This is a genomic window from Gracilibacillus sp. JCM 18860 (assembly GCF_055395245.1).
The window spans coordinates 1,896,006-1,910,382 of record NZ_AP043868.1; the positions used below are offsets into that span (position 1 = coordinate 1,896,006).

Annotated in this window: 15 protein-coding genes; 3 read left to right on the forward strand and 12 right to left on the reverse strand. The window is 37.0% G+C overall.

Translation table 11 applies throughout. From position 1 onward, the window contains the following. Positions 1-27: 27 nt before the first annotated feature. Entirely contained in the window at positions 28-1,494 is a 1,467-nt protein-coding gene (locus ACZ5R4_RS09700) for a DEAD/DEAH box helicase (RefSeq protein ID WP_109984831.1), read from the reverse strand. Positions 1,495-2,128: 634 nt separating this feature from the next. On the opposite strand from ACZ5R4_RS09700, the gene ACZ5R4_RS09705 reads away from it, so the two are divergent. After that, complete coding sequence (locus ACZ5R4_RS09705) at positions 2,129-3,034, forward strand: DMT family transporter (protein ID WP_109984830.1); 906 nt, start codon at positions 2,129-2,131, stop codon at positions 3,032-3,034. Here ACZ5R4_RS09705 and ACZ5R4_RS09710 read toward each other — a convergent pair. The 9 genes from ACZ5R4_RS09710 to ACZ5R4_RS09750 form a co-directional block, all read right to left on the reverse strand. Next, positions 3,031-3,762 carry an alpha/beta hydrolase gene (locus tag ACZ5R4_RS09710; protein ID WP_109984829.1) on the reverse strand — a complete coding sequence of 244 codons (732 nt, stop codon included), beginning with the start codon at positions 3,760-3,762 and terminating at the stop codon, positions 3,031-3,033. The two genes, ACZ5R4_RS09705 and ACZ5R4_RS09710, sit on opposite strands and share 4 nt — an antisense overlap. A gap of 217 nt (positions 3,763-3,979) precedes the next feature. Continuing rightward, positions 3,980-4,321, reverse strand: coding sequence for a YppG family protein (locus tag ACZ5R4_RS09715; protein ID WP_054788948.1), 342 nt, complete (start codon positions 4,319-4,321; stop codon positions 3,980-3,982). Between the two features lie 69 nt (positions 4,322-4,390). Then, positions 4,391-4,630, reverse strand: a complete 240-nt coding sequence (locus ACZ5R4_RS09720) for a glutaredoxin family protein (RefSeq protein WP_109984827.1) — start codon at positions 4,628-4,630, stop codon at positions 4,391-4,393. Between the two features lie 101 nt (positions 4,631-4,731). Then, complete coding sequence (locus ACZ5R4_RS09725) at positions 4,732-5,196, reverse strand: MarR family winged helix-turn-helix transcriptional regulator (RefSeq protein WP_054861497.1); 465 nt, start codon at positions 5,194-5,196, stop codon at positions 4,732-4,734. A 110-nt stretch (positions 5,197-5,306) separates the two neighbouring features. Further along, positions 5,307-6,704, reverse strand: a complete 1,398-nt coding sequence (locus ACZ5R4_RS09730; protein ID WP_054861496.1) for a hypothetical protein — start codon at positions 6,702-6,704, stop codon at positions 5,307-5,309. Next, on the reverse strand, positions 6,701-7,393 hold the full coding sequence (locus ACZ5R4_RS09735) for an ABC transporter ATP-binding protein (RefSeq protein WP_109984826.1): 693 nt from the start codon (positions 7,391-7,393) through the stop codon (positions 6,701-6,703). Before ACZ5R4_RS09735 ends, ACZ5R4_RS09730 begins: the two co-directional genes overlap by 4 nt. Positions 7,394-7,494: 101 nt before the next feature. Next, positions 7,495-7,815, reverse strand: a complete 321-nt coding sequence (locus ACZ5R4_RS09740) for a thioredoxin family protein (protein WP_109984825.1) — start codon at positions 7,813-7,815, stop codon at positions 7,495-7,497. A gap of 70 nt (positions 7,816-7,885) precedes the next feature. After that, positions 7,886-8,698 (reverse strand): DUF368 domain-containing protein, encoded by an 813-nt coding sequence (locus tag ACZ5R4_RS09745; RefSeq protein WP_464368415.1) that lies wholly within the window; start codon positions 8,696-8,698, stop codon positions 7,886-7,888. Between the two features lie 48 nt (positions 8,699-8,746). Then, entirely contained in the window at positions 8,747-9,922 is a 1,176-nt protein-coding gene (locus ACZ5R4_RS09750) for a CapA family protein (protein WP_464368416.1), read from the reverse strand. Positions 9,923-10,105: 183 nt separating this feature from the next. Between ACZ5R4_RS09750 and ACZ5R4_RS09755 the strand changes: the two genes are divergently transcribed. Next, complete coding sequence (locus ACZ5R4_RS09755) at positions 10,106-10,798, forward strand: ABC transporter ATP-binding protein (protein ID WP_054788953.1); 693 nt, start codon at positions 10,106-10,108, stop codon at positions 10,796-10,798. After that, complete coding sequence (locus ACZ5R4_RS09760) at positions 10,795-12,132, forward strand: ABC transporter permease (protein WP_464368417.1); 1,338 nt, start codon at positions 10,795-10,797, stop codon at positions 12,130-12,132. Before ACZ5R4_RS09755 ends, ACZ5R4_RS09760 begins: the two co-directional genes overlap by 4 nt. A gap of 22 nt (positions 12,133-12,154) precedes the next feature. Here ACZ5R4_RS09760 and ACZ5R4_RS09765 read toward each other — a convergent pair whose 3' ends face one another. Together ACZ5R4_RS09765 and typA are read right to left on the reverse strand one after the other, a co-directional pair. Next, positions 12,155-12,433 carry a YkvA family protein gene (locus ACZ5R4_RS09765; RefSeq protein ID WP_277678178.1) on the reverse strand — a complete coding sequence of 93 codons (279 nt, stop codon included), beginning with the start codon at positions 12,431-12,433 and terminating at the stop codon, positions 12,155-12,157. 107 nt (positions 12,434-12,540) lie between these two features. Next, positions 12,541-14,370, reverse strand: coding sequence for a translational GTPase TypA (typA, locus tag ACZ5R4_RS09770; RefSeq protein WP_277678179.1), 1,830 nt, complete (start codon positions 14,368-14,370; stop codon positions 12,541-12,543). Positions 14,371-14,377: the final 7 nt, after the last annotated feature.

A 14,377-nucleotide genomic window follows, 5' to 3' on the forward strand; every position in this document is an offset into this window, starting at 1 on the left:
AATATAGGGAACGCAGTTTTTTTATGTCTATCGACGACCTTGCTTAGTATTCGAACGTTTATTTTGGAATTTACGGTTTCTTCCGCTTGGCTTTCCTTTTCGTCCACCATATCCTCGTTTATTATCATTTCTAAACTTTTTGTTACTATTCTTACCTTTATTTGCTTGTTTTACACTAACTGGCTGAACAGAGGACAATGTAACTGGTGTTTGACGACGTTCTTTCGTCAAAAGCTTCAAAGCAGCCGAAACAATCGTTACAGAATCATATTCATCTAATAGTTCTGTCGCTGTTTCTCTGTAATCCTTCAAATCCTTATTCTTAATGGTAGATGTAAGCTTCTGTACTGTTACCTGTTGTTGACCACGCTTTGCTTCATCATAGCTAGGTGGTGTCATGCGCTTCATTTTGCTTTTTGTTACTTTTTCAATCAAGTTCAAATGTGGCAATTCTCTTGGTGTGATAAAGGAGACTGCCTCACCAGTTTTTCCAGCACGTCCTGTACGACCTATGCGGTGAACATAGCTTTCCGGATCTTGAGGAATATCAAAATTATAAACATGGGTTACACCTGAAATATCGAGCCCACGTGCCGCAACATCTGTCGCTACTAGAATCTCAATCCGACCAAACTTAAACTTGTTTAAGACAGAGGTTCGTTTTCCTTGCGTTAAATCACCGTGTATGCCTTCTGCACGGAATCCCCTTGCTTGTAGTCCATCCGTTAATTCGTCGACACGTTTTTTCGTACGACCAAATATAATCGCAAGCTCAGGAACATGAACATCTAACAAATTAGTTAATGTATCAAATTTCTGCTTCTCATGTACTTCCACAAAAAATTGATCAATGTTGGAAACTGTCATCTCCTTCGCTTTTACCTTAACCTCTGCAGGTTCTTTCATTAAGGTTGCGGCAATATTACGAATTTCCTTTGGCATGGTAGCGGAGAATAGTAGGGTTTGTCTGTCTTCTGGAATCGCCTTTAATATATCTCTAATGTCATCAATAAAGCCCATATTTAACATTTCATCTGCTTCGTCCAGTACTGCTGTATGCACATCTCCGACACGAATCGTACGGCGACGAAGGTGATCTAATAAACGACCTGGAGTTGCAACCACGATATGTGGGCGATCCTTTAATGCACGAATTTGGCGCTCCATATGCTGTCCACCATAGACAGGCAGTGTACGCACACCTTTAAACTTCGCTAATTTGTGAAGCTCCTCTGAGACTTGAATAGCAAGCTCTCTCGTCGGAGCTACTACTAATCCTTGTATTTTGCGAAGACCTGGATCTATCTTTTCGATCATTGGAATACCAAATGCTGCCGTTTTACCTGTACCAGTCTGTGCTTGACCGATTACATCCTTCCCTGTAATTCCTAATGGGATCGTTTGTGCTTGAATTGGTGTAGCCTCTTCAAATCCCATTTTTTCTAATGCTTTCATGATTGATTCTGAAATACCTAGTTCACTAAAATTTGTCACTATTTTTTTCTACTCCTTTTTTCTTTTAAAAATCTCATCAATTATCATTTTTCTTCGTTATCTACAGTGTACCCTATAATTCACAAATAGAAACGAATCCCACTTATAGTAAAAGTGGTAGTAAAATCGTTCTTAGGGAACTTTTATATAAATTAAATTAGGACGCATTTCGATTATTAAGAGGTAGCTATCTATTCTTAAATTGCCCGATAAGGATTCAATCATACTACATTTCCCAATAACCGCTTTTGATTATTGTGCTATGCCTATAAAAGTCTCCTCAGTATAAAGATGGATAACGGAACATCTTAGGATATTCGTCCGCCAATTGCATTTAGCTTCTTGATTTATTCAATCTTCAAGTAGATGCACGAACGACTTTAGAGCTGTAATAAATAACAATGAAAAAAGCCTTCCTCCACATTTGGAAGAGGCTTATAATGACCATTCAATGGATTATTATATCATAACACACTCTTCTTTTTTATTCTATAAAAATTTTCCTTTTGTTTCAAACATTGCTGTTTCGGATAACAAAAACATAACAATAATACATGGATTCTTTTTTTATTTTCCATAAATATTGTTATACTATGATTATCTATAAAAAATCTGTATATCGGAAGGTGTCAGAATGGGAGACAATCAAATTTATCCATATATTGCAATTGTGATTGGCGTCATATCTCTATCAACTGCTGCAGTATTTGTTAAGTTAGCTGGGGATGTACCACCTTCCATTATCGCCAACTACCGCCTACTATTGGCGGCGTTCTTAATGCTCCCCTATGTTGTGGTTAAAAAAAGACAGGAAATAAAAATGCTAAAAAAGAAGGAATGGATTCTAACGATTTTAGCAGGAATCAGCCTTGCGATCCATTTCATTGTCTGGTTTGAATCATTACAGTATACCTCTGTTGCCAGTTCGGTCGTTTTAGTAACCTTACAACCGATTTTCGCCTTTATTGGCACTTACTTTTTCTTTCATGAGCGTTTCTCATCAGGTACCATTATTAGTATGTTTATCGCGATATTTGGCAGTATTATTATCGCATGGGGAGACGTTCAAATAGCTGGTAAAGCATTGTATGGTGATCTTTTAGCAATATTAGGCGCTATATTTATCACAGCATATTTCTTATTTGGACAAAGGGTCAGAAAAAAAGTATCAATGATGACTTATACCTGTATCGCATACTCTATCGGGGCGATTATGCTTATTATGTATAATATGATTCTAAAAAATTCGTTTTTTCACTATACTAGCTTTGAATGGAGTATATTTGTTTTCATTGCTATCATTCCAACCATTTTTGGGTTGAATCTGCTGAACTGGTCACTAAAATGGGTGAGCTCCTCTGTCATTTCTATGGGAATTGTGTTTGAACCTGTAGGTGCAGCTATTCTAGCCTATTTCCTTCTAGAGGAGACTATCACATGGTCTCAATGGTTAGGTGGTACGATTATTATTTTTGGCTTACTACTTTTTATTGCTAGTACAAGGAGAAAACGCAAAATGAAAATGACAATAACGCCTTAGCTCATTGCTAAGGCGTTTTTGGTAGTAGTAGGACGCATTAAAAAACGGTGGACTCCATCAATTACCACTTCTTTATCCTCCCCTAGGCAGATAAGATGCTTGGAGTCGTAATAATAGATGATCTCTGTTTCACCCGGAATTTCCTTATCTAAATAATGAACCGTTTTATATGGAACTAAACCGTCCTGCATTCCTTGTGCGATAAAGACTGGGCAATGAACCTTCTTCAAGTATGGCTTCGTAAACCTCATACACTTCAAAAATTCAAGAGTTGCCCTAATTGGTACAGAACCATACTTTCCCATATAGTGAACGAATAGTGGGTCTGTTTTTAGCTTTCTTTGTAAAGCTTTCTGTCCAAAGCCAATGATATCTAACGCCATTCGCGGGATGCTTATGTACTTCCTTGAAGTCGACAAAAGTACAAGCTTCTCGCAAGAATACTTTCCAGCTAAAAAAGCAGAGATCATCCCTCCCATGGAAAACCCAATTAAATAAATTTTCTCATGTCTTTTCTTTAAATCTAAATAGGCTTGTTCACATGTTTGAATCCACTCTTGGTAGGTGACTTTTGTCAATTCTAATTCCTTCCCGTTTTCACCTAAACCATGACCAGGTAATCTTGGAGAAACAATTTCCCAATCTGTCACTTGATGTAAGTGATCTGCTAATGGCTCCACCTCATATGGCCCTCCTGTAAAGCCATGAATGATAAGACAGCCACTCATCGTGAATCCTCCTTCTATTAATATGCCGTTAGTTTACCCATATGAAGGATCTTTACTCCTTTTACACTATTATCCACTATCACTAAGGAGACTTCCAACAACAGGCCTCATCCCGCTTATGATTCGCAAAAATTAATCAAGCCTTCAAACCGACAGTATGTTGTTAAAATGAAACATCCCTGTCAAGCGAATGACAAGGATTTCGGTTTGACGGATATTATAACCCCTTAAATGATTTCACAATGCTTCCAACATTTTTAACTAATGGTGAAACCTGCTGATAAGTATTCGCTAACTGATTAACGGTTTTGAAAATTTTATCAAAATCCATCTCACCGTTTTTATCCTGGAAATAGCTCAACATTGGGTTTGTTTGTTTGCCAAAAGAAAATGGTGGCATTTGTGAATTATTTTGCTGCGGCACAGGCAATAATGGTTTTTGATAAAATTGATATGGTGTATAAGAATTTTGAGAAGTATTAGGTACTGATTGGAACGGTGTGGCACCATAATAATTAGGATAATACGTGGAATGCTGTTGATTCTGCCAATTATACATACTATTCCCCCATTTCTCCATCTATGTTTTCTAATATAGGCTATGCAAATAGGGGGAAATCGGTTCAAATCAGAACCCGAGTATCCTTCTTAGTTTTTCTTTATCAAACCCCAATATCTTATGGCTGTCACCAATTAATACTGCAGGTGTAACATAAATATTTTTCTGCTGGAGTTCTTTTAAAAAAACTTTATCCTCTGAAGTATTTTTCAATGTGAAATTTACCTTGTGGTTTCTTAAAAACTCCACGAGATGATCGCAGGCTTCACAATCATCACTAATATAGACTATCACATGCTGCTTCCTCATAGTTGCTCCTCCAAACTTCAAAAATCATTTCCTAGTCATTTATACCCTTTTTTCGGTTTGGATAAACGAAATAAAATATGATAAGGAGATACTAGTCAATATTAGGATGAAAGAGCATTCGCATAAAGACCTAATTTTTTTAATAAATCTATTGCCTCTAATTTTTCTTCTTTCGATAAGCCTGCTGTAACAGCCTCAATTTGTTTCCAATGCTCTGGAAAAATATCGTTGAGTAGCTGTTCACCAGCTTCCGTTAGAGATGCATATGTTATCCTTCGGTCAGTCGGACTCGGTATGCGCTTTACGTAATTTTTTTTCTCTAGTTTATCAACAACATATGTAATACTTCCACTAGCTAAGAGAATTTTATCTCCTATTTTTTGTAAGGGCTGTTCTCCTTGGTGGTATAGTAATTCCATTACACCAAAATCTGTTATATTCAAGCCATGACCTCTAATATCTTCGGCTACTTGATCCATCAAGGCTCGATAAGCTTTTGATAAGACAACAAACAGCTTTAGGGAAGGGTCTTGTTTTTTTTCTAAATATCGTGTTCGATCATCCATCCCTTTCATCCTCTCCTCTTTATGTATATGCACGTATTATATGGAAAGATTTCACATTCGTCAACACAAAAGGAAATAATCCCCATTTTTGTATAACGAAAAGACATCACTTATATCGCTTTCTTAGGTAGAAAGAAATATAACAAAAGAATTATAACAAATATGCTTACTAAATTGTAGGCAAAACTACTAATAAGCAAGATATAAATAATGGGACTGATTAGTTGCTCTAATATGGTCGGAGTATACCATTTATCATTCATTTTTTTCACAGTTATATGAAGCTTCAACTCCAACAATACATATAATGAAGTACCATAAAGTAACAGCTGTAAAAACACCCAAATACTTAAGTGCTCGGTTATAACTAACAGGGTCGCAAGTACTACCATGATCAAGCCCATGAACACTGTCATGCGTTGTAGGTAGGCTTTTTTTATAGCTTTCATATCCCATGGTATAGCGTGCAGTAGACGATCTTTAAATCCTGCTTGAAAATAACTTGTAGACATTTTATTGAACAAAAATATAGCGATCGCTACTGAAACGCCTTGGACCAAGTCTCCTCTAAAGCTCAAGAGCACTAAGCAAATGATGCTAACACCTAATGTTTGAACAAAATATGCCTTCTCCTGACGAAAATTAATCTTCCATAGCTTACGATAAATCATTGTCTCATGATGATACGGAAATGGTAATTTCTCTTTTGCGGACCGAAAAAGAGCTGGAAGAATAGGTTTTTGTACTGGTTTCGTTTCTGTCTTACTCATTTTTTGAATAAAAAACATACTCCAAATTTTTGTATCAACGACTTCGATAACGCTTTGCCAGTTTATCTTTTCCAACCTTTTATTCCAAATTACCAAATTAAAGGAAAAGATAATAGCAAGCAAGCTATATAAAAAGCCTTCAAATGGTAAGACAAATAAATAGACAAAACGAATAATAGCAAGCATAACCGTAACAAGTAGAAAGATAATGACTTTTTTCTTTCCTTCTATTTGATATAAATACCATTGAGGTAAAAGGAGTAAACAGTTTGTTAGAATCAAGATCATCAAACATTTTAATAAGAATCCGGTTGATAAAGGTGTTAAAATAAATGCTAGCAAGAATAAACCGAAACTCCATATAACCGTCTTTAGGATCGCTTCGAAATAGGTAAAAAGCCAAACATATTGGCGTAATATAGGTAATGTTGCTGCCTTCCAATCTGCACTTGAAAAGGATATACCAGGAGAGTGAAAGGAAAGTATAATAGTACGAACCATAAGTGCTACCACCATTAACGGTATCCATTGATCGGCTAACTGTTCTATAGAGTAAAACCAATTCTCGAATTGGCTAACTGCATCATAGACCATTGCCATTAAGACAACGATATAAAAACCTACATAAATACTTATTGTCCAATCAAAGGCAACACCGAGGGCAAGGTTATAAAGCTTTTGCTTTTTCTTTATACGGTTTTTCCGCAAAAATAGAAATACACTCCACGCTTGACTCATTGAGATGTTCTCCTCGTAATCGTATCAAAATTGGCCATTTCATCATATTCCCTGATTTCGCCTTTATCGAGTAAAATATACTTGTCCGCAACTTGATTTATCCTATCAAGCTGGTGGGAAGTTAGTAAAATACTAGTACCACCCTGTGTCTTTTCTAATAATAATTGCTGTAAAGCTGCTGCTGCATGAATATCTAGGCCCATAAATGGTTCATCAATAAGTAGTAAATCTACCTCTGGCAATAAAGCGCAAATCGTTTGTACCTTTTGTCGCATTCCTTTGGAAAGTGATTCAGGATATACGTTTAATTTATCTTTAATTTCAAAAAGATTAGTAAGTTCCTCTACCTTTTGATTAAGCTTCTCTTCGGATAGTTGGTAGCTTTTTCCGTATAATTGAAAATGCTGCATCGCAGTTAACTCAGAAAGCAAAAAAGGTTCTTCAGGTATGTAAGCTATTTGCCTCTTATAGTGTAGAAATTCCTGATCTTGGTCGATACCCTGTACAGAAATATTACCCTCTTGTTTTTCTTGCCACCCCATAATCGTTTTCATCAACGTAGATTTCCCTGCACCATTATGGCCAATTAACGCAATTAATTGGCCAGTTTCAACCGTAAAGTGAATATTCTTCAAAATCGATTCTTGTCCAATGGCTACCGTAACATTTTCAACAACTAATTGACTCATGTGAGATCACCCCTAAAAGAAGTACGATTGAGCAGTTAAATAGGTTTCTTATTTTAAAGAAAAGTAAAAAACGCCAAAGCTTTTAGGCCTTGGCGTTTGAATTAATCTAATTCCTGCTGGAGAAATTCTATGACATCATCTGGTGTTTTAGTATAAGCACTGTGGCGGTGGGCGGTTTTTTCACCATTTTCAAAAATTAATAAACTCGGAATCCCCATCACTTCATACTTTTGCGCTAATCCTTCTACTTCATCACTATTAACTTGATACCAATCATATTGATTATATTGTTCCATAATATCTCCGATAAACATATCCATTCGTTTACAATCAGGACACCAGTCTGCATAGAATTTAATGATGACTGGCTTATCTGATTGGATCACTTCATTAAACTGTTCCACTGTTTGAATTGCTTCCATATGAAAGTCTCCTTTTTTGCTCTATATGTGAAATCTAGCATGTTTATATTATTTTCGCAAATCATTTGTTTTACTTATATTCTACTCTGCCTAATAAATAAGCAAAAAGTAAACCTCCTGCAAAAGTGAGGATACAGAAAATCATCTCACCCGTATTCACTGGCCAACCTGGGAACATGACGAAGATAGAGCCGATTACCATGCCAATAACAACCGCATAGGTGGCAAATGGAAAATGGTCTAAGAAATAATGAATAATCTTACTCATCACTATTATTCCTAATAGAATGGCCACACCAACTACGCCAATGACTACTATATCTAGGTTCTTGATCGCACTTATAATCGTTGTATAGGAACCAATTACATAGAGCATAAAGGAACCACTTATACCTGGTAGAATCATGGCAGAGCTCGCTATGAAGCCAGATGCAAAAAGCCAGAGATAGGTAGATGTAGTAAAATGAGTTACTGCTTCAGGCTCACCAGTATTAAAAAAAGCCATCGAAGCGACCACTATTACCCCAACTATAATAAATAAATAATGGGGAACTTTAAAATTTACCTTTGCATTTGATTTTTGGAATAAGAAAGGTAAAACCCCTATAATGAGCCCAAGAAAAGCAAATTGTGTCTGTTTTGGATAATGTTCAAAAAGCCATTCAATCACGCCCGCTAATAGAAAAATGGCTGTTAAGACCCCTATTCCAAGCGGGATTAAAAACATCAAATGCTTTTTTAAATCCTTACTAAAAAAACCGTTAATCGCCTTAATCAAACGATCATAAATCCCAAGCAATACAGCTATTGTACCACCACTAACTCCAGGAATTACATCACTTGCTCCCATTAACAATCCTCTATAAATATTCTTCCATTCCATTCAACTATTCTCCTCTATCTTAAAATTTTACCTATCCTCGTAATCTCATTATTTTAATATGGTTAAGTCAGAAACCCATTGGGACATATGGGCTTTTATTTCATCCCATTTCACTTGATGATCAGGTAATTGTTCCTCTGTCACTTCATGAAATGGTAACACAGCAAAGTTTGTCATTCTACCACCATTCATCTCATACTGTACGAAGGTTGGTAAAAAGGCAGGAGTATGTATTCGGATCGATTCAGACTTTTGATCTACTTTCTTTTCCACCTTGAACTGGAATATTCCACCAATACGTCGGTAGAGCTTATCCTGTCCAGAAAGGAAATTTCCCAAAGAATAGGCTACTAATGTTTGGTTACCATTTTTGCCTTCGATCCAATCAATTGGCTGCAGTACATGTGGATGATGTCCTATAACCACCTCGACCCCTAAATCTGAAGCAAACTGTGCTAGCTCTTTTTGATAACCGTTAGGCATCCGTTCATATTCATTACCAAAGTGATAGCTTAACACGGTAACGTCGGCTAGCCTTTCTGCCTTTTTCACATCTGCTTTGATTCGTTGTTCGTCGATAAGATTGACTAAATAATCCTTCCCTTCTGGAACAGGGATGCCATTTGTGCCATATGTATAGCTCAGAAATGCAACAGATATATTCTCATCAGTCTCGATTACACGAATTTTCTCTCTGTCTTCTTTATCTTTGAAGCTTCCTGTGTACTTCATTCCAATTTCCTCATAGTGCGTAATAGCATTTTGAATCGCTTCTTCCCCACGATCAAGTGTATGGTTATTTGCCATTGTTACTAAATCCACACCGACTTCCTTCAGATTATCCGCTAATTCATAAGGGCTGTTAAAAGAAGGATAAGTGGACAAACCTATTTCAGCACCACCTGTAATAGTTTCTTGATTGGCGATCGTAATGGTCGAACTTTTCAAGTAGCTCTCGACGGATTGAAGCATTGGCCTAAAATCATAGCCCCCATCCACTTCTGCATCTTCATAAACCCGTGAGTGAATTAACAAATCACCAATTGCAGTAATATCAATTTCTGTCAATACAGGTGCTAACGAGGTGAATAGCTCTCCGTTTTGATTTTTTTCTGTTAATAAGCTTTTATGTTTGGAATGAGAAGCACTTTCAGGTTGGGATATTCCCATACAGCCAACCAGTAAAATAAGTACCACAATAATGGGTATAAGTCGCTTTCTCATGCTGTAAATCTCCTTTTTTGTTCAATTCTTTACTATTTTACCATATTCCTAAATTTTTTTCGTAATGCCAGCTAATTGGTCTCCACCTTTTCATAGACAATAAAATCTTTTTTTAAAAAAATGTAATACTTTTCGAATACAATTCGTCCATATTATTGAAAAGCAAAAAGAAGGGGGATCTATATGATCAAAGTACAATCATTACACCAAACATTTTTATTAGGAAAGAAAAATAATCAAACAGAGCTTAATGTACTTAAGGATATTTCCTTTGAGGTTAAAAAAGGAGATATTGCTGTTATCACAGGTAGGAGTGGGTCAGGGAAATCGACCTTGCTCAACCTTATCGGTGGCTTTATGAAACCTACACACGGTAGGATATTCATCGATGGTACAGAGGTTACAAGCTTTAGTGAAGGAGAATTTGCAGATTTTCGATTACAGCACATCGGATTTATCTTTCAAAACTTTCAGTTAATTCCTACAATGACAGCATATGAGAACATTGAACTTCCTTTAGTTTTAAAAGGGGTAGCTGAAAAGAAAAGAGAAGAATTAACCAATCAAACTCTTGGGCGTGTTGGTTTAATCGATTATAAAAATCATTATCCAAGCGAGTTATCAGGTGGACAACAACAGAGAGTAAGTATTGCAAGAGCATTAGTTATTGAACCACCCATTATTCTAGCAGATGAACCTACTGGTAGTTTAGACAGTGAAACGGAAAAGGAAATATTAGATTTCATTCAATCATTGAATCAAAAATATGGCATTACATTCGTCATTATTACACATGACAATGAGGTTGCCAGTATTGGTCATCAACAGATCCACTTACATGATGGTGAAGTATTGAAAGGAGATATTGCAATATGAATATGAAGGATAGATGGCGTTTCGTCCGCCGCAATATGAAACGAAGTAAATCAAGGATTTTTATGACTGTTTTAGCTACTGCTATGGGGGTTACATTCCTTATTGTATTAGCATCGGTAGGATTTGGACTACATAAATCTCTTGCAAAGGATATTCTAGAATCTCGTTCTGTTACCCAGCTACAGATTGGCGGGATGGAAGTAGACGGAAAATACCAACCAATAACAGATAAAGAGATAGAAGAATTAGAAAAAAAAGATGGTATGAAGGCAGTGACAAGAAGAATCAACCTGCAACAAACTCCTTTATTTCAATTGGATCAATATGAAGGAAGTGTTCAAACAGTGATGGCCCATTTCCCCTCAGAGATAGATGCGGGTCTTGAGCTCTCAGAAGGACGTTTACCAGAAAAAGAAAATGAAATTATAGTTGGCCATGACTTTGTGAAAACCCTCGTCTCTAGTGAGCAACAAGAAACAGAGGATATATATGGTGAAGATGGAATGTTAAAAAAGGAATTTCAATATGATGGAGAAGTGATTGGCAAAGAACTTAAGATGACGGTCATGCAAACCGTTGATGGAGAGCAGAAGGAGCATACGATCCCTTTAATCATCACTGGTATTACCGAGAAGCCTGCACGTGATTGGATGATGGATCAAACCGTCTTTATATCTGATTCTATATTAAAAGAGGTCGAAGCATTTACTAAAACAGCTAGAGGTATGATTACTCAACCTGACATGCAAGGGATAGAAGAACCAAAAGGCTATGACGAGGTAAGGGGATATGCTCATAATATGGAAGAGGTGAGCGATATTTCCGAGCAATTAAAGGATCAAGGTTATTTAGTCTATTCAGCAGCGGATGAACTAAAAAGTATGGATGTTGTTTTCACTATTGCCAAGGCAGGACTCATTTTTATTGGTACAATTGCCATTATTATTGCTTCCATTGGTATTTATAATACGATGACAATGGCCGTTACGGAAAGAACCCCTGACATTGGTATCATGAAGGCTCTTGGTGCACATCCAAAGAAAATTAAACAAATTTTCTTATTAGAAAGTGGGTATATCGGTATTCTTGGTGCCGTTGTAGGAATAGCTGTAGCTTATCTAATTAGCTTCTTAGTGAATCTATTCCTTCCTGTGATTGTAGAGAACGCCTTTGATGAACAACTACCAGAAGGCTTTCAGTTCTCAGCAATCCCTTGGAGTCTGATTGCCATATCTGTTGCTATTTGTTTGTTAGTTACCATTGTTTCTGGCTTAAAACCAGCAAAACGAGCAACAAAGATAGATGTATTAAAAGCTATGCGCCGCGAGATTTAAAATGATCACCTGTGATCTCTATTTATGGAAGACTCACTTTATATTTTTCCTTTAAAGAAGCTGGGGCCATTTTGACGATTTGCTGTAAAATTAGCGTAGCTACCATTACATCATCGAGCACGCCAAAAAAGAGTAGAAAATCAGGGATTGCATCAAATGGAAATATAATATAACCTACGATCAATAGAATAGAAACCAGCTTCTTTCCTATTGTAATCTCATTTGAAATGAAAAAATCCTTAAAAAATGGAATGGACCGATGAAACTTAAATATAAACATTAAACGACGCCAAAAACGCATGATATTTCCTCCTCCTTCTTTGATTATAAATGATAGCTTAATTTATTGGTATCTATCTACTCTAGCGAAAAAACCAGCGGAGATCTTAACAATCCGCTGGTTTTTGTTTAATTAGTTTTTCTTTTTGCTGCCTTTTCCCGTTCACTCTTATTTAAAATTTTCTTGCGGAGACGAATAGATTCAGGTGTTACTTCACAATACTCATCATCATTTAAGTACTGGATAGCCTCTTCTAATGATAACGTGCGTGTTTTTCGTATCGTTGCCGTTTGATCCTTTGTTGCGGATCGAACATTCGTTAAATGCTTCTCTTTTGTAATATTAACCGTAAGATCATTCTCGCGATTATGCTCCCCAACAATCATACCTGCATACACTTCTGTCCCAGGATCGACGAAGATAATGCCGCGATCCTCTAAGTTCATAATTCCATAAGTGGATGCTTTACCATTTTCTAATGCGACCAGAACACCTTCACGTCTTCCGCCAACCTGACCTTTTACAAATGGCGCATATTCTTCAAAGGTATGGTTGATAATTCCATATCCTCTAGTTTGGGTCATAAACTCTGTTGCATATCCAATCAGCCCACGAGATGGTACTCGAAATTCCATTCGAACTTGTCCATTCCCATGGTTGACCATATCAACCATTTCTCCTTTACGAGTACCAAGAGATTCCATGACAGGGCCAGTATAATCCTCAGGAACATCAATCTGAACGCGTTCAATCGGCTCACATTTTACTCCATCTATTTCTTTAATAATGACCTCTGGCTTGGATAGCTGAATCTCATAGCCTTCTCTACGCATATTTTCTACCAAAATAGATAAGTGAAGCTCGCCACGTCCAGAAACTATCCATGCATCAGGAGAAGCGGTTGGATCTACTCTTAAGCTTACATCTGTTTCTAATTGGGACATTAAACGCTCTTCGATTTTTCTTGAAGTAATATGCTTACCTTCTCTTCCAGCGAAAGGACTATTGTTTACAACAAACGTCATTTGCAGGGTCGGTTCGTCAATACGAAGGGTTGGTAGTGCTTCCTGGTTCTCTATTGGACAAACCGTTTCCCCGACGTTAATGTCCTCCATCCCGGCAACTGCTATAATATCTCCCGCCTTTGCTTCTTCTATCTCTACGCGCTTTAGACCAATAAAGCCAAACAGTTTTGACACACGGAAGTTTTTGACCGTTCCATCTGTTTTCATTAAAGCTACCTGTTGCCCCACTTGAATCGTTCCTCGGAATACACGGCCAATACCGATACGTCCTAAATAATCGTTATAGTCGAGTAAGGTTACTTGAAACTGTAGTGGGTCATTTTGATTATCTATCGGTGCAGGAATATGCTCTAGTATCGTATCAAAAATCGGCTGCATTGTTTCCTCTTGAGCATCAGGTTCATAGCTGGATGTTCCGTTCAATGCAGAAGCATAGACAACAGGAAATTCTAGCTGATCATCATCTGCACCAAGCTCAATGAATAAATCTAACACCTCATCTACTACTTCACTAGGTCGTGCATTTGGACGATCAATCTTGTTTAATACAACAACTGGACGTAGCTTTTGTTCAAGTGCTTTCTTTAAAACAAAACGGGTTTGGGGCATACAGCCTTCAAAGGCATCGACAACTAACAACACCCCATCCACCATTTTCATGATTCGTTCCACTTCACCACCAAAATCCGCATGTCCAGGCGTATCTAAAATATTTATATGTGTATCCTTATAATTAATGGCTGTATTTTTAGCTAAGATTGTAATTCCGCGTTCTTTTTCAATATCATTCGAATCCATTGCTCGCTCCGCTACTTGCTCATTTTCACGGAAGGTTCCAGAATAATGGAGCAATTGGTCTACCAAAGTTGTTTTTCCATGGTCTACGTGGGCAATGATTGCAATATTGCGAAGATCTTCTCTTACCTGCGTCATCTCATTC